General features: G+C 62.8%; 9 protein-coding genes and 2 riboswitches. Of the genes, 4 read left to right on the forward strand and 5 right to left on the reverse strand.

The window, feature by feature from the left end; translation table 11 throughout:
* Window positions 1-171 precede the first annotated feature (171 nt).
* Window positions 172-3,882, reverse strand: a complete 3,711-nt coding sequence (gene metH / locus F8N66_RS12895; RefSeq protein ID WP_150770533.1) for a methionine synthase — start codon at window positions 3,880-3,882, stop codon at window positions 172-174.
* 155 nt (window positions 3,883-4,037) lie between these two features.
* On the opposite strand from metH, the gene F8N66_RS12900 reads away from it, so the two are divergent.
* The gene (locus tag F8N66_RS12900) at window positions 4,038-6,347 is read left to right on the forward strand and encodes a fatty acid cis/trans isomerase (RefSeq protein WP_150770534.1); all 2,310 of its coding nucleotides are present in this window, start codon (window positions 4,038-4,040) and stop codon (window positions 6,345-6,347) included.
* 200 nt (window positions 6,348-6,547) lie between these two features.
* Window positions 6,548-7,132, forward strand: coding sequence for a Fe-S biogenesis protein NfuA (gene nfuA / locus F8N66_RS12910; RefSeq protein ID WP_007912592.1), 585 nt, complete (start codon window positions 6,548-6,550; stop codon window positions 7,130-7,132).
* Window positions 7,133-7,274: 142 nt separating this feature from the next.
* On the opposite strand, the gene cobM is transcribed toward nfuA, so the two are convergent.
* From cobM to F8N66_RS12930, 4 genes are all read right to left on the reverse strand, one after another.
* The gene (gene cobM, locus F8N66_RS12915) at window positions 7,275-8,021 is read right to left on the reverse strand and encodes a precorrin-4 C(11)-methyltransferase (RefSeq protein ID WP_150770535.1); all 747 of its coding nucleotides are present in this window, start codon (window positions 8,019-8,021) and stop codon (window positions 7,275-7,277) included.
* A gap of 83 nt (window positions 8,022-8,104) precedes the next feature.
* Complete coding sequence (locus F8N66_RS12920; RefSeq protein WP_150770536.1) at window positions 8,105-8,518, reverse strand: cobalamin biosynthesis protein; 414 nt, start codon at window positions 8,516-8,518, stop codon at window positions 8,105-8,107.
* Complete coding sequence (locus F8N66_RS12925; protein WP_150770537.1) at window positions 8,515-9,219, reverse strand: CbtA family protein; 705 nt, start codon at window positions 9,217-9,219, stop codon at window positions 8,515-8,517. The genes F8N66_RS12920 and F8N66_RS12925 overlap by 4 nt, the downstream gene beginning before the upstream one ends.
* An 11-nt stretch (window positions 9,220-9,230) precedes the next feature.
* Window positions 9,231-9,425 carry a CbtB domain-containing protein gene (locus F8N66_RS12930; RefSeq protein WP_150770538.1) on the reverse strand — a complete coding sequence of 65 codons (195 nt, stop codon included), beginning with the start codon at window positions 9,423-9,425 and terminating at the stop codon, window positions 9,231-9,233.
* 118 nt (window positions 9,426-9,543) lie between these two features.
* A riboswitch (cobalamin riboswitch) is annotated at window positions 9,544-9,769 on the reverse strand.
* Window positions 9,770-9,957: 188 nt separating this feature from the next.
* Window positions 9,958-10,170, forward strand: a riboswitch (cobalamin riboswitch).
* 98 nt (window positions 10,171-10,268) lie between these two features.
* Between F8N66_RS12930 and cobW the strand changes: the two genes are divergently transcribed.
* Together cobW and cobN are read left to right on the forward strand one after the other, a co-directional pair.
* Window positions 10,269-11,330, forward strand: coding sequence for a cobalamin biosynthesis protein CobW (gene cobW / locus F8N66_RS12935; protein WP_150770539.1), 1,062 nt, complete (start codon window positions 10,269-10,271; stop codon window positions 11,328-11,330).
* Window positions 11,331-11,333: 3 nt separating this feature from the next.
* Window positions 11,334-15,182, forward strand: coding sequence for a cobaltochelatase subunit CobN (gene cobN, locus F8N66_RS12940; protein WP_150770540.1), 3,849 nt, complete (start codon window positions 11,334-11,336; stop codon window positions 15,180-15,182).
* The last annotated feature ends 60 nt before the right edge of the window (window positions 15,183-15,242 follow it).

The following is a 15,242-nucleotide window of genomic DNA, read 5'->3' on the forward strand; positions in this document are numbered from 1 at the left end:
AACCCCTCGTCACGTAGATGTGAGTCGTAAGCATAGACAATTAAAGAAGGGACAAGACAAATGTGGGAGCGGGCTTGCTCGCGAAGGATTCGTGTCAGTCGACATCCATGCCGCCTGAAACACCGCCTTCGCGAGCAAGCCCGCTCCCACAATGGGCCGAGGGAAGCTGGATTACTCGTCGTAACCCAGGTTCGGCGCCAGCCAGCGCTCGGTCACGCTCAGTTCCTGGCCTTTACGCGACGTATAGCTTTGCACCTGATCCTTGTCGATCTTGCCCACGGCGAAATACTGCGCCTGCGGATGCGCGAAGTACCAGCCGCTGACCGCCGCCGCCGGGAACATTGCGTAGTGCTCGGTGAGGAACACCCCGCTACGGCCGGCGCGCATTTCAGCAGCCTCGGGATCGAGCAACGCAAACAGCGCGGCCTTCTCGGTGTGATCCGGGCAGGCCGGGTAGCCCGGGGCAGGGCGGATGCCACTGTATTGCTCCTTGATCAACGCCTCGTTGTCCAGGGTTTCGTCCTTGGCATAGCCCCAGTGCTCTTTGCGCACCTGCTGGTGTAACCACTCGGCGCAGGCCTCGGCCAGGCGGTCGGCCAGGGCCTTGACCATGATCGAGTTGTAGTCGTCGCCGGCGTCCTGGTAGGCCTTGGCCACTTCTTCGGCACCGATGCCGGCGGTGGTGATGAAACCACCCACATAGTCGGTCAGCTCGCTGTCCTTCGGCGCGACAAAGTCGGCCAGGGAGAAGTTCGGCTTGCCGTCGGTCTTGATGATCTGCTGGCGCAAGTGATGCAACTTGGCAATCGGTTTGCCGTGATCGTCGTAGAGTTCGATGTCGTCGTCACGCACCTGGTTGGCCGGCCAGAAGCCGAACACGGCGCGGGCGCTGATCAGCTTCTCGTCGATCAGCTTGGCGAGCATTTCCTGGGCGTCGGCGTACAGCGCAGTGGCGGCTTCACCCACCACTTCGTCCTGCAGGATGCGCGGGAATTTGCCGGCCAGGTCCCAGGAAATAAAGAACGGCGTCCAGTCGATGTATTCGGCCAGTACCTTGAGGTCGATGTTATCCAGCACTTTGGCGCCGGTGAACGTCGGCTTGACCGGCGTGTAGGTGCTCCAGTCGAACTGCGGTTTTTTCGCAATCGATGCGGCATAGCTCAGGCGTTCGGTGCGGGCGCTGCGGTTGGCGGTGCGTTCGCGGACTTCGACGTATTCCTCTCGGGTTCGCTCGACGAAACCGGCCTTCAGTTCCTTGGACAGCAGCTGCGTGGCCACGCCCACCGCGCGCGAGGCATCGGTGACGTACACCACGGCATCGTTGCTGTACTTGGGCTCGATCTTCACCGCCGTGTGCGCCTTGGAGGTGGTGGCGCCCCCGATCATCAACGGCAGGTGGAAATCCTGGCGCTGCATCTCGCGGGCGACGTGGACCATTTCATCCAGCGACGGGGTGATCAGCCCGGAGAGGCCAATGATGTCGCACTTCTGTTCCTTGGCCACCTGGAGGATTTTCTCCGCCGGCACCATCACGCCGAGGTCGACGATGTCGTAGCCATTGCAGCCCAGGACCACGCCGACAATGTTCTTGCCGATGTCGTGCACGTCGCCTTTGACCGTGGCCATCAGGATCTTGCCCTTGGCTTCGGGTTTGTCGCCTTTTTCCAGTTCGATGAACGGGATCAGGTGGGCCACGGCCTGTTTCATCACGCGGGCGGATTTCACCACTTGCGGCAGGAACATTTTACCGGCACCGAACAGGTCGCCGACGATGTTCATGCCGGACATCAACGGCCCTTCGATCACTTCGATCGGACGGGCGAACGACTGGCGGGACTCTTCGGTGTCTTCGACGATATGGGTGGTGATGCCCTTGACCAGCGCATGCTCCAGGCGCTTGTTGACGTCCCAGTTGCGCCACTCCTCGGTTTCGGCTTCCTTGACGCTGCCGTCGCCCTTGTACTTGTCGGCGATGGCGAGCAGGGCGTCGGTGCCTTCCGGGGTGCGGTTGAGGATCACGTCTTCAACGGCGTCGCGCAGCTCCTGCGGGATCTGGTCGTAGATTTCCAGCTGACCGGCGTTGACGATGCCCATGGTCAGGCCGGCGCGGATCGCGTACAGCAGGAACACCGAGTGGATCGCCTCGCGCACCGGGTTGTTGCCGCGGAACGAGAACGACACGTTGGACACGCCGCCCGAGGTCAGGGCGTACGGCAGTTCGTCACGGATGTAGGCACAGGCGTTGATGAAGTCCACAGCGTAGTTGTTGTGTTCTTCGATACCGGTGGCCACCGCGAAGATGTTCGGGTCGAAGATGATGTCTTCCGGCGGGAAGCCGACGTCGTTGACCAGAATGTCGTAGGAGCGCTTGCAGATCTCTTTCTTGCGCGCTTCGGTGTCGGCCTGGCCGGCTTCGTCGAACGCCATGACCACGACCGCAGCACCATAGCGCTTGCACAGTTTGGCGTGATGGATGAACTGCTCGACGCCTTCTTTCATGCTGATCGAGTTGACGATGCCCTTGCCCTGGATGCACTTGAGGCCGGCTTCGATCACTTCCCACTTGGAGGAGTCGATCATGATGGGTACGCGGGAGATGTCCGGTTCACCGGCGATCAGATTGAGGAAGGTCACCATGGCCTTCTTCGAATCGAGCATCCCCTCGTCCATGTTGATGTCGATCACCTGGGCGCCGGCCTCGACCTGTTGCAGGGCGACTTCCAGGGCTTCGGTGTAGTTGTCTTCACGGATCAGCCGGGCGAACTTGGCGGAACCGGTGATGTTGGTGCGCTCGCCAACGTTGACGAACAGCGAGTTGCGATCGATGGTGAACGGTTCCAGGCCCGACAGGCGGCAGGCCTTGGCAATCTCCGGAATCTCGCGCGGTGCATAACCGGCCACGGCCTTGGCGATGGCTTCGATGTGACCCGGCGTGGTGCCGCAGCAGCCGCCGACAATGTTGAGGAAGCCGCTTTGGGCGAATTCTTCGATGACCTTGGCGGTTTCCGACGGCAGTTCGTCGTACTCGCCGAATTCGTTTGGCAGGCCGGCGTTCGGGTGCGCGGAAACGTGGGTGCTGGCCTTGTTCGACAGCTCCTCCAGGTACGGGCGCAATTCGCTGGCGCCGAGGGCGCAGTTCAGGCCCACCGAGATCGGCTTGGCGTGGGCCACGGAGTTCCAGAACGCTTCAGTGGTCTGGCCCGACAGGGTGCGGCCGGAGGCGTCGGTGATGGTACCGGAGATCATGATCGGCAATTCGATGTGCAGCTCTTCGAACACCCCTTGCACGGCGAAGATCGCCGCCTTGGCGTTCAGCGTGTCGAAAATGGTTTCGATCAGGATCAGGTCGGCGCCGCCTTCGATCAGGCCTTTGGTGGCCTCGGTGTAGTTTTCCACCAGTTCATCGAAGGTCACGTTGCGGTAGCCGGGGTTGTTCACGTCCGGCGACAGCGAGCAGGTGCGGCTGGTCGGGCCGAGCACGCCGGCCACGAAGCGCGGCTTGTCCGGGTTCTCGTGGGTTTTCGCATCCGCGACCTTGCGTGCCAGGCGAGCGCCTTCTACGTTCAGTTCGTAGGCCAGTTCTTCCATGCCGTAGTCGGCCATGGAAATCCGGGTGGCGTTGAAGGTGTTGGTTTCCAGAATGTCGGCACCGGCATCGAGGTAGGCTTTCTCGATGCCACCGATCACGTCCGGGCGGGTCAGCACCAACAGGTCGTTGTTGCCTTTGACATCGCTCTGCCAGTCGGCAAAGCGTTTGCCGCGGTAATCCTGTTCTTCGAGCTTGTAGCTCTGGATCATCGTGCCCATGCCGCCATCGAGAATCAGAATGCGCTCCTTGAGGGCGTGCTTGAGAGCTTGAAGGCGAACGCTGCGATCGGACATTTGGGCTACTCGGTAAGGCCATGACGAAGGGCCGAGATAATAGCAAACCTGTGCGCTTTTAGAGCATGTCGGGATTTTGCATGAATATCGCTCATGTTGAAGGGGCCTGCGGACCGGTAGAATCGCGGCGTTTTTCAAAGGATCGGGAACAGGGCATGTCGTATCGCGTCGTCATCAGCAGTGTGTTGCTGTTTTTAAGCGGGGGCGCCCTTGCGCAAGATCCGGCGGTGCCGGCTGGCCTTTCTCCGGCGATTTCCTACAGCCGCGACATTCAACCGATCTTCACCGAAAAGTGTGTCGCCTGCCACGCCTGCTACGACGCCGCCTGCCAGCTCAACCTGGGCAGCGCTGAAGGCGCAGTTCGCGGCGCGAGCAAATCCCCGGTCTACGACGGCGAGCGCACCCAGGCCGCCCCGCCGACCCGGCTGTTCTATGACGCCTTCGGCAAGCGCGCCTGGCAGCAGAAGGGCTTCTATTCGGTGCTGGACGCCCAGGGCAGCCAGGCCGCATTGATGGCGCGGATGCTGGAGCTGGGGCATCAGGCACCGTTGCAACCCAACGCCAAGTTGCCCGAAGACATCGTTCTGGGGCTCAACCGCAATAATGTGTGCGCCATGCCGGCGGAATTCGACGGCTACGCCAGCTCCCATCCCGGGCAGGGCATGCCCCTGGCCGTCACTGGCCTGACCGATCAGCAATACCAGACGCTGCAACGCTGGCTGGCTTCCGGCGCGCCTATCGATGCGCAGGGCCTGGTGCCGAGCGCGGCGGAAGCGCTGCAAGTGGTGCAGTGGGAAAACCTGCTCAATGCGCCGGGCGCCCGCCAGAGTCTGGTGGGGCGCTGGCTGTTCGAGCACTGGTTCCTCGCGCATCTCTATTTCAAGGACGGTGAGCCGGGGCATTTCTTCCAGTGGGTGCGCTCGCGCACGCCGACCGGCCAGCCCATCGACCTGATCAACACCCGGCGGCCGAACGACGATCCGGGCACGCAGTTTTACTACCGCCTGTGGCCGGTGCAGGGCGTGATCGTGCACAAGACCCACATCACCTATCCGCTGAGCGCGGCGAAGATGGCCCGGGTCAAAAGCCTGTTCTACAACGGCAACTGGCAGGTGAGCGCCTTGCCGGGGTACGGGCCGGAGCGCCGGGCCAACCCGTTTGCCACCTTCGAGGCGATCCCGGCCCAGGCGCGTTATCAGTTCATGCTCGATAACGCCGAGTATTTCGTTCGCACCTTTATTCGCGGCCCGGTCTGCCGGGGGCAGATCGCCACGGATGTGATCCGTGACAACTTCTGGGCGCTGTTCCAGGCGCCGGAACATGATCTTTACATCACCGACCCCGATTACCGTGGCCAGGCCACGCCATTGCTGGAAATGCCGGGGCAGAACGACGACGTGGGCAGCGTCCTGAGCCTGTGGCACGACTACCGCGACAAGCGCAACGAGTACGATGCCCTGCGCCGTGACAGTTACGCCGACCTGCCGGCGCCGAGTTGGTCGTCCCTGTGGGCCGGCAATGACAATGCCTTGCTGAGCATCTTCAGGCACTTCGACAGTGCCGCGGTGACCAAGGGCCTGATCGGCGAGGTGCCGCAAACGATGTGGCTGTTCGACTTTCCGCTGCTGGAGCGTACGTATTATCAGTTGGCGGTGAACTTCGACGTGTTCGGCAATGTGTCCCATCAGGCCCAGACACGCCTGTATTTCGACCTGATTCGCAACGGTGCCGAGCAGAACTTCCTGCGCTTGATGCCGGCCGATTCCCGGGACGGCTACCTCGACGACTGGTACCAGAGCAGCGGCAAACTGAAAATGTGGATGGACTACGAGGCCATCGACAACGACAAGCCGACTGCGCTCAAGCTCGATCCAAAGGATCCCAAGCGGGATTTCGCCCTGCAGTTGCTGGCGCGTTATGGCGAGCTCAATGCCAAGCCTGACCCAATCAATCGTTGCGATGGCGCCTATTGTTCGCGGCCCAACATCGACCCAGACCTGCAGAGCGCGGAACAGGCGCTGAGCCGCCTGACTTCACGCCCGGCGGCCGGGCTCAAGGTCATCGACCAGCTGCCGGAAGCCACCCTGCTGCGGGTCCAGACCGCGCGCGGCCAGCGGGTGGTCTACAGCCTGCTGCGCAACCGTGCGCACAGCAACGTGGCATTCCTGCTCGGCGAATCCCTGCGCTATCAGCCTGGCCTGGACACCCTCACCATTTTCCCCGGTGTTCTGAGCAGTTACCCGAACTTCATGTTCAATATTCCAGCGGCAGAGGTTCCGGCATTTGTCGACGCCATGGAAAACGCCAAGGATGCCCATCGTTTCGAGAACATCGTCGAACGCTGGGGGATTCGTCGCAGTCATCCGCAATTCTGGTTTTATTTTCATGACCTGAGCCGCTACCTCCACGAGACCGAGCCGATGGAAGAGGGCGTGCTGGACATGAATCGCTACGAGAACCTCTGAATCACCCCAGAACCCCCTGTGGGAGCGGGCTTGCTCGCGAAAGCGGTACATCAGTCGACGTCATTGTTGCCTGACACGACGCTTTCGCGAGCAAGCCCGCTCCCACAGGGGGTCGGCATTAAATTTCCCGACAAAAATACTAGGACTTTGTCCCGCGCGATGATTGGCGTAAACTGCGCCCAAGCCTGCGAGGAGTTTCCATGACCGCTATTACCATCACCGACGCCGCCCATGATTATCTGGCTGATCTGCTTTCCAAGCAGAACACCCCGGGCATTGGCATCCGCGTCTTTATCACCCAGCCTGGCACCCAGTACGCCGAAACCTGCATCGCGTACTGCAAGCCAGGCGAAGAAAAACCCGAAGACACGGCGTTGGGGCTCAAAAGCTTCACCGCTTATATCGATCATTTCAGCGAAGCCTTCCTGGATGATGCGGTTGTCGACTACGCCACCGACCGTATGGGCGGCCAGCTGACCATCAAGGCGCCTAACGCCAAGGTGCCGATGGTCAACGCCGACAGCCCGGTCAACGAGCGCATCAATTATTACCTGCAAACCGAGATCAACCCGGGGCTCGCCAGCCACGGCGGTCAGGTGAGCCTGATCGATGTGGTCGAGGACGGCATCGCCGTCCTGCAGTTCGGCGGCGGTTGCCAGGGCTGCGGCCAGGCAGACGTCACCCTGAAGGAAGGCATCGAGCGCACCTTGCTCGAGCGTATTCCCGAGCTCAAGGGCGTCCGTGACGTGACTGACCACACGCAGAAAGAAAACGCCTACTACTAAGGTGTTCGCTGCGGCATAAAAAACGGCGCCCCGTGAGCGCCGTTTTTTTATGGGTCAAATTCACCGGCCCCTTCGCGAGCAAGCCCGCTCCCACGCTGGACCACATTCCACTGTGGGAGCGGGCTTGCTCGCGAAGAGGCCCTTACGGCCGATACAAATGCGCGTGCCCGGCACGGTACAGCGACGACTCACTGAAGTGATCGCTCCCCAACACCCGGCCCACCAAAATCAGCGCCGTTCGCCGAAACCCCTTGGCCGCCACCTTCCCGGCAATATCCTCAAGCGTCCCCACCACCCAATCCTGGTCTGGCCAGGTCGCCCGGTGAATCACGGCAATGGGGCAATCGGCACCGTAATGCGGTAGCAATTCAGCGAGGATCTTCTCCAGGTGATTGACCCCCAGGTGAATGGCCATGGTCGCCGCGTGCTGTGCCAGGCTGGCCAGTTCCTCGCCGGCCGGCATGGCGGTTTTGTCGGCATAACGGGTCAGGATCACGCTCTGCGACACGTCCGGCAGCGTCAGTTCCGCGCCCAGCAGGGCGGCACAGGCCGCCGTAGCAGTGACACCGGGGATGATCTCGAATGGAATATCGAGTTCGCGAAGGTGACGAATCTGTTCGCCAATGGCGCCATACAGGCTGGGGTCGCCGGAGTGCACGCGGGCCACGTCCTGGCCCTTCGCGTGGGCGCTTTTGATCAGGGTGATGATCTGTTCCAGGTGCAGTTCGGCGCTGTTGACCACCTGTTCAGCGCAATGGCCGTCCAGTACGGCGGTGGGCACCAGTGAACCGGCATAGATGATCACCGGGCATTGGCGAATCAGCCGTTGGCCTTTTACGGTGATCAGTTCGGGGTCGCCGGGACCTGCGCCAATGAAGTAGACGGTCATCGTCGATTCCTGTGGGAAAAAGGGTCAAGGCAAGGCTTCAGATGAAGATTGCTCATGATTGAATGCGGGGATTATCGGGGATTTTACCCGGCGCAGGCCAACGCCAGCGTCGCTTGCGCGTATTTTTGTCGGGGGATCAGCAGTTTCGCAGGTGAATTGGCCAGTTCTTCGGCCAAGGCCAAGGCGGCACTTTCCGCCACGCCATAGCAGCCGGTGCGTTCGAAGGCGATCTGCGAATGATGGCTGAGCTGCCCTTGATACGTCGCCAACTGTTCGCTGCTGTAATACATCATTGGCAGCCCAAGCTGCTCGGCCAGTTCGATCAGTGCCGGTTCGTCGCGTTTCAAATCGATGCTGGCCAGGGCCCTGATTCGATGAAGTTCGACCTGGTGCGCCTGCAACGCCTGATCCAGCAGGGCCCGCAACGTACTGACCGGGCAGCCGCGCTGGCAGCCCAGGCCGACCACCAGGGTCGGCGCTGTGCCGGTATCAGTCATGCGTGGTATTGGCTATCGTTTTTACGGCGGAACAGCCAGGCGCTGATCAGGCCCAGGGCCAGCCAGAACGCGACGTTGGTCAACTGCGAAGCGATTTTGAACTGCGCTTCCAGGGCTTGCGGGGCGAGCATCGAGTGCACTTCCGGTTGCGGTGCGCCGATCACGTGAGGCACGGCAAGGATCGCCACGCCCAGCAGCTTCATCAGCCAGTGACGGCTGAAAACGATCAGGGCGATCCCGACAGCGGTGGACGCAGCGGTGCCGATCCACCAGAGCTGGCGTTGCGCCAGATCGGCAGCTGCGGTGCCTGGCAATTCAGGCGGCAGGCCAAGGGTTGGCGCCAGCACGAACGTCGCGTAGCCGGCCAGGCCCCAGAGCAGGCCCTGGGACGTCCTGGTCGGTGCGCGCAGGGTGTAGAGACCGGCGAGCATCAGGGCGAAACCGACGGCCACCACCAGATTACCGCCGGTGGTCGACAGCACGCGTTGCCAGCCGTTTTCCGGCTCCCAGGCTTCGGCATCGTGGGTATGGGCGGCAACGCCGGCGGCGTGTTCATGAACTTCAACGGCCGCCGGTTCGGATTTTTCGTAGGTCTCGGCCTGCAGAATCAGCGGGGAAACCCACAGGCTCTGCAACACCGTCAGCAACAGGGCGGCCAGCAACCCGGTGAAGCCTGCGGTTTGCGCAATACGCTTGATCATGTCGGCAGGTCTCAATGGCACGGGAACGCGGAGCTGTGGCGGGTATCGTGGGCGGCGTTGTGGACCGCTTCGATGTGCGAGAAACCGGCGAAATACACAAGGCAGGCACCAAGGATCGACGCGCAGACGGCGGCGGTGACGCGCTGGGCAAGGGTGGAGGTGGTGCTGGAGGAGGCTGTGTGGCCGGTGCTGCTGATGATCGACATGGCGTTTCCCTCTGTTCTGTCAGCGGGGAATTAGAGCGCATGATTAAACCCCGCACGACCAGGCGCGCAGCGATTCGAACAGCGCCCGCCCACCGCGGGTTTGTCATTCAGTGAAGTTTGATCACTTCGTGTTGCGGGCCGGTCTCCGGGCTCACGAGGGGCGCTGGCGCATGCCTTGGCCTGCAAGCATCACCTTCCCATGCCGTGTTGGCACAGTGGATCTGACGCTTCGCTCGCTTACCGTTGCGGGGGCAGCACCGGACTGACGTGGCTTTGAGTAAAGCACACGATTCACCGGTTTCCCGTTTCACCCTGTGAAGGGCACCCGTAACAAGGCGTGTAGGAGACCATGGGCGGGGGTGGGGCGTCAATTGGCAGGGGTTCTCATCTTGATGCCGAGTCGCATCCTTCGCGAGCAAGCCCGCTCCCACAGGGGATTGCATTTTATAGGTGGGAGCGGGCTTGCTCGCGAAGGCGTCGTATCAGGCGCCACAGAACACAGGTCAATGATTGACCCGCCCCAATACGATGCGTAGCCTTGCGCTTTCGAGGTTCTTCGGCGTTTGTCGAAGCTAAGAAGGGAACGCGGTCAAAGCCGCGGCTGCCCCCGCAACTGTGAACGGTGATGTCCGTTGCCACGCCACTGCACGCTCAAGACCTGGGCCCGCGGGAAGGCGCAGCGAACGCCAGTCCAACGACTGGCACACCGTCAGCCAGGAGACCTGCCTCGATACAGATTCTCACTACAACCGGGCGGGGTGATCCGGTGGCGAACGCTTCCGGCGCGCACAGGCGTGGCCGGTTCTCGTCCCGTATGCCCGCCACCTTGCCAAAGGGCATCCGATGAAAACACTGGCCAAACTCCCCGTCACCATCGTCACCGGCTTTCTCGGCTCGGGCAAAACCACCTTGCTGCGGCACATGCTCGACAACGCCCAGGGCCGCCGCATCGCGGTGATCGTCAACGAATTCGGCGAGCTGGGCATCGACGGCGAAATCCTCAAGCAATGTTCCATCGGTTGCACCGAAGAAGAAGCCAGCGGTCGCGTCTACGAACTGGCCAACGGCTGCCTGTGCTGCACCGTCCAGGAAGAATTCTTCCCGGTGATGCGTGAACTGGTCGCCCGTCGCGGCGATCTTGATCACATCCTCATCGAAACCTCGGGCCTGGCCCTGCCAAAACCCCTGGTCCAGGCATTCCAGTGGCCGGAAATCCGCAGCGCCTGCACCGTTGACGCGGTCATCACCGTGGTCGACAGCCCGGCCGTCGCCGCCGGCACCTTCGCCGCGTTCCCCGATCAGGTCGATGCCCAGCGCAAACTCGACCCGAACCTGGATCACGAATCGCCGCTGCACGAACTGTTCGCCGACCAACTGGCGAGCGCCGACCTGGTAATTCTCAACAAGGCCGACCTGATCAGCCCTGAAGACCTGGCCCGGGTGCGCCTGGAAGTCGCCGAGGAATTGCCGCCGGCGGTCAAACTCATCGAAGCCAGCAGCGGGCGCCTGCCGCTGGACGTGCTGATCGGCCTCGGTGCCGGTTCCGAGGAACACATCGACGGCCGCCATAGCCATCACGATCACCATCACGAAGGTGAAGACGATCACGACCACGATGCGTTCGATTCCATCTCTATCGAGCTGCCGCAAGCCGATGAAAGCCTGCTGCTGGACGCGCTGACCCAACTGGTGGTCCGGCACGGCATCCTGCGCGTCAAAGGCTTCGCGGCGATCCCGAACAAACCGATGCGCCTGCTGATCCAGGGCGTGGGCACGCGTTTCGACAAGCACTTCGACCGCCGGTGGGGCGCGCAAGAAGCGCGCACCACGCGTCTGGTGCTGATCGGCCAGGCACTGGACGCTGCTGCCCTCGAAGCGCAATTGCGCGCCGCGCTCAGCGTGTAAGCCATGCACCTGCTCAGGACCCAGCCCGGCGGTTTCGTGTCGGATGACAACATTGCCGACCTTGGGCAAACCCCCGCCGAGCTGGTGATCCTGTGCAGCGGCGACTCCAGCCTGGCGCTGCTCGCCGAAGCGGCGCAGCAGTTGCCCGACGACTACCCCAGCGTGCGCCTGGCTAATCCCATGCAGGTGCAGAATCACGCCTCGGTCGACCTGTACGTCGACGAAGTGCTGCGCCACGCCAAAGTCATACTGATTTCGCTGCACGGCGGCATCGCCTATTGGCGCTACGGCGTCGAGCGCCTGGTCGAGCTGTCGCAACGCGGTGTGCAACTGATCCTGGTGCCGGGCGATGACCGTCCGGACCCGGAACTCAGCGACCTGAGCACCGTGCCTCCCGAGGATCGCGAGCGGCTGTGGCACTTCCTGCGCCAGGGCGGCATGACCAATGCGCTGGACCTGTTCCGTTGCCTGGCCACCCGCTGGCTGGGGCGCGACTACCCTTGGTCCGAGCCGCAAACCCTGCCGCGCACGGCGATCTACCACCCACAGACAAGCCCCGCCACATTGCAGGATTGGCAAGCCGACTGGCAGGCCGATCAGCCGGTGGCCGCGTTGCTGTTTTACCGTTCCCATTTGCAGGCGGCGAACACCGCGTTCATTGATGTGTTCTGTCAGCGTTTGCAGGCCGCAGGGTTGAACCCGCTGCCAATTGCGCTGGCCAGTTTGAAAGAACCCGGCTGCCTGACGGTGGTCGAGGATTGGCTGGATGAAGCCAGCGCCTCGGTGATTCTTAACACCACCGGCTTCGCGCAATCGAGTCCCGAAGCCCCGCACCTGCGACCGTTCAGGCGCAATATCCCGGTGATCCAGGCGATTTGCGCCCAGGACAACGAACCAGGCTGGCAGGCCAGCGAGCAGGGTCTCGGTCCTCGGGACCTGGCGATGCACATCGCGCTGCCGGAACTGGACGGGCGGATCATCAGCCGGCCGATCAGCTTCAAGGACCTGGCCTGGCGCAGCGAGCTCAGCCAGTGCGACGTGGTCTGCTACCGACCGCACCCGGAGCGCATGGATTTTGTCGCCGAGCTGGCGCGCCGCTGGATCGATCTGGCGCGCCTGCCAAACGCGGAAAAGCGCGTGGCGCTGATCCTTGCCAATTACCCGACCCGCGATGGCCGCATCGGCAACGGCGTGGGCCTCGATACACCGGCCGCCGCCTTGAACATTTTGCGTGCGCTGCATCGGGAAGGTTATCCGCTGCCGGCGGAGCTACCGGACAGTGGCACCGCGTTGATCCAGCAATTGCTGGGCGGTGTCAGCAATGATCTCGACACCCTCGACCAGCGCCCCTGCCAGCAAAGCCTGGCGATGGACGCGTACCTGACCCTGTTCAATGCACTGCCCGAAGCCAACCGCGCAGCGGTGCATGAACGCTGGGGCGCGCCGGAAAACGACCCGATGTGCCGGGGTGGCCGGATGATGATCGCGGGCCTGCGATTCGGCCTGACCTTTGTCGGCATTCAACCGGCGCGGGGTTATCAGGTGGACCCGAGCGCGGTCTATCACGACCCTGACCTGGTGCCGCCCCACGGTTACCTGGCGTTCTATTTCTGGTTGCGCAACACCTACGGCGCCCACGGCGTGATCCACGTCGGCAAGCACGGCAACCTCGAATGGTTGCCGGGCAAAGGCGTCGGCTTGTCGCAACACTGCTGGCCGGATGCGCTGCTCGGCCCACTGCCGAACATCTACCCGTTCATCGTCAACGACCCGGGCGAGGGCGCCCAGGCCAAGCGCCGCACCCAGGCGGTGATCATCGATCACTTGATGCCGCCGCTGACCCGCGCCGAAACCTATGGTCCGCTGCGCAACCTCGAACTGCTGGCCGACGAATATTACGAAGCGCAACTGCTCGATCCACGCCGGGCGCGAGAGTTGCAGCGCGACATCCTGCAACTGGTGCGCGACACCCGCATCGACCGCGAACTGCAACTGGACGAAAAGCTGGACAGCGACGCCGATGCGGCGATCTGGCTGCCGCGCCTGGACACTTACCTGTGCGACTTGAAGGAGTCGCAGATCCGCGACGGCCTGCACGTGTTCGGCGAATCACCCGGCGGACGCTTGCGCATCGATACCTTGCTCGCGCTGCTGCGCATTCCCCGGGGCGATGGCCGTGGGGCGCAATCGAGTTTGCTGCGGGCGTTGGCCAAGGCCTTCGAACTTGGCTTTGATCCGCTCGATTGTGCCTTGGCCGAGCCGTGGGCCGGGCCGCGACCGGATGCATTGCTATCAATCAGCAATGAGCTCTGGCGCACGGCGGGCGATACCCGCGAACGTCTCGAACTGTTCGCCACGCAACTGATCTCTCAGACAGTCAATGCCTTATGTGGGAGCGAGCCTGCTCGCGAAAGCGGATTATCAGGCGACATTGATGTGCCTGACGCGCCGCCTTCGCGAGCAGGCTCGCTCCCACAGGAAGAGCGATGGGCCGAGGTGCAAGCCATCCTCGACAACCTGCGCGACGTGGTCGCGCCAAGGCTGGACGCCTGCGGCCCGGCAGAAATGCGCGGCCTGCTCGACGCCCTCGGCGGTCGTTTCGTCCCGGCCGGCCCCAGCGGTGCACCGAGTCGCGGTCGCCTGGACGTGCTGCCGACCGGGCGCAACTTCTATTCGGTGGACGTGCGCAACCTGCCCACCACCACGGCCTGGCGCATCGGTTTCCAGTCCGCCAACCTGATCCTTGAGCGCCACCTGCAAGACCATGGCGATCATTTGCGCCAGCTCGGCCTTTCGGTGTGGGGCACGGCGACCATGCGTACCGGTGGCGATGACATTGCCCAGGCGATGGCGTTGATGGGCGTGCGTCCGGTGTGGGCCACGGGCAGCCAACGGGTCGATGATTTTGAAATCCTGCCGCTGAGCTTGCTCGACCGTCCACGGGTGGACGTCACGTTGCGGGTGTCGGGCTTCTTCCGCGACGCCTTCGCCAACCTGATCCGCCTGTTCGACGCCGCTGTTCAGGCGGTCGCCGCGCTGGATGAGCCGGACGATCTCAACCCGCTGGCGGCCAAGGTGCGCGCCGAGCGTGAGGCGTTGCTGCAAGCAGGCCTGGATGAAGAGGCCGCGCGGCGTCAGGCCGGCTGGCGTATTTTCGGCGCCAAACCCGGTGCCTATGGCGCGGGCGTGCAGGGCGCCATCGACGGTCGCTTGTGGCAGAGCCGCGAGGACCTGGCCGAGGTTTACCTGAACTGGGGCGGCTACGCCTATGGCGGGTCCGATGAAGGCACCGCGGCCCGCGAACCGTTCGCCCGACGCCTGAGCCAAGTGCAGGCGGTGCTGCAAAACCAGGACAACCGCGAGCACGACCTGCTCGATTCCAATGACTATTACCAGTTCCAGGGCGGTATGCTGGCCGCCGTGGAAAGCCTCAGTGGCGAAGTGGCGGCCAGTTACCATGGCGATCACAGTCAGCCGGACCTGCCGAAAATCCGCACGCTGAAGGAGGAACTGAACCGGGTCATCCGCTCGCGAGCGGCCAATCCGAAGTGGCTCGAAGGCGTCAAGCGTCACGGCTATAAAGGTGCGTTCGAGATGGCGGCGACGGTCGACAACCTGTTCGCCTTCGACGCCACCACGCAGCTGATCGACGATCACCAGTACGCGTTGCTGGCCGATGCCTACCTGCTCGACCCCGGCACCCGGGATTTTGTGCGCGAACACAACCCCCATGCCCTGCGCGACATGACCGAACGAATGCTGGAAGCGCAGCAGCGGGGGATGTGGAAGGCGCCGGGGGAGTATCGCGAGGCGCTGGAAAACTTGCTGCTCGATATAGAAGAAGACACCTGATACACCACAATCCCCCTGTGGGAGCGGGCTTGCTCGCGAAAGCGGTGTGCCAGATAAATA

The sequence above is a fragment of the Pseudomonas fluorescens genome (assembly GCF_902498195.1).
GTDB classification, from domain to species: Bacteria; Pseudomonadota; Gammaproteobacteria; order Pseudomonadales; family Pseudomonadaceae; genus Aquipseudomonas; species Aquipseudomonas fluorescens_BU.

Bases quoted from the DNA above. Each gene is read 5' to 3' on its own strand.
- F8N66_RS12925 (WP_150770537.1), bottom strand. From the start codon at position 9,219: ATGATCAAGCGTATTGCGCAAACCGCAGGCTTCACCGGGTTGCTGGCC.
- cobM (WP_150770535.1), bottom strand. From the start codon at position 8,021: ATGACCGTCTACTTCATTGGCGCAGGTCCCGGCGACCCCGAACTGATC.
- F8N66_RS12930 (WP_150770538.1), bottom strand. From the start codon at position 9,425: ATGTCGATCATCAGCAGCACCGGCCACACAGCCTCCTCCAGCACCACC.
- cobN (WP_150770540.1), top strand. From the start codon at position 11,334: ATGCACCTGCTCAGGACCCAGCCCGGCGGTTTCGTGTCGGATGACAAC.
- nfuA (WP_007912592.1), top strand. From the start codon at position 6,548: ATGACCGCTATTACCATCACCGACGCCGCCCATGATTATCTGGCTGAT.
- F8N66_RS12920 (WP_150770536.1), bottom strand. From the start codon at position 8,518: ATGACTGATACCGGCACAGCGCCGACCCTGGTGGTCGGCCTGGGCTGC.
- cobW (WP_150770539.1), top strand. From the start codon at position 10,269: ATGAAAACACTGGCCAAACTCCCCGTCACCATCGTCACCGGCTTTCTC.
- metH (WP_150770533.1), bottom strand. From the start codon at position 3,882: ATGTCCGATCGCAGCGTTCGCCTTCAAGCTCTCAAGCACGCCCTCAAG.
- F8N66_RS12900 (WP_150770534.1), top strand. From the start codon at position 4,038: ATGTCGTATCGCGTCGTCATCAGCAGTGTGTTGCTGTTTTTAAGCGGG.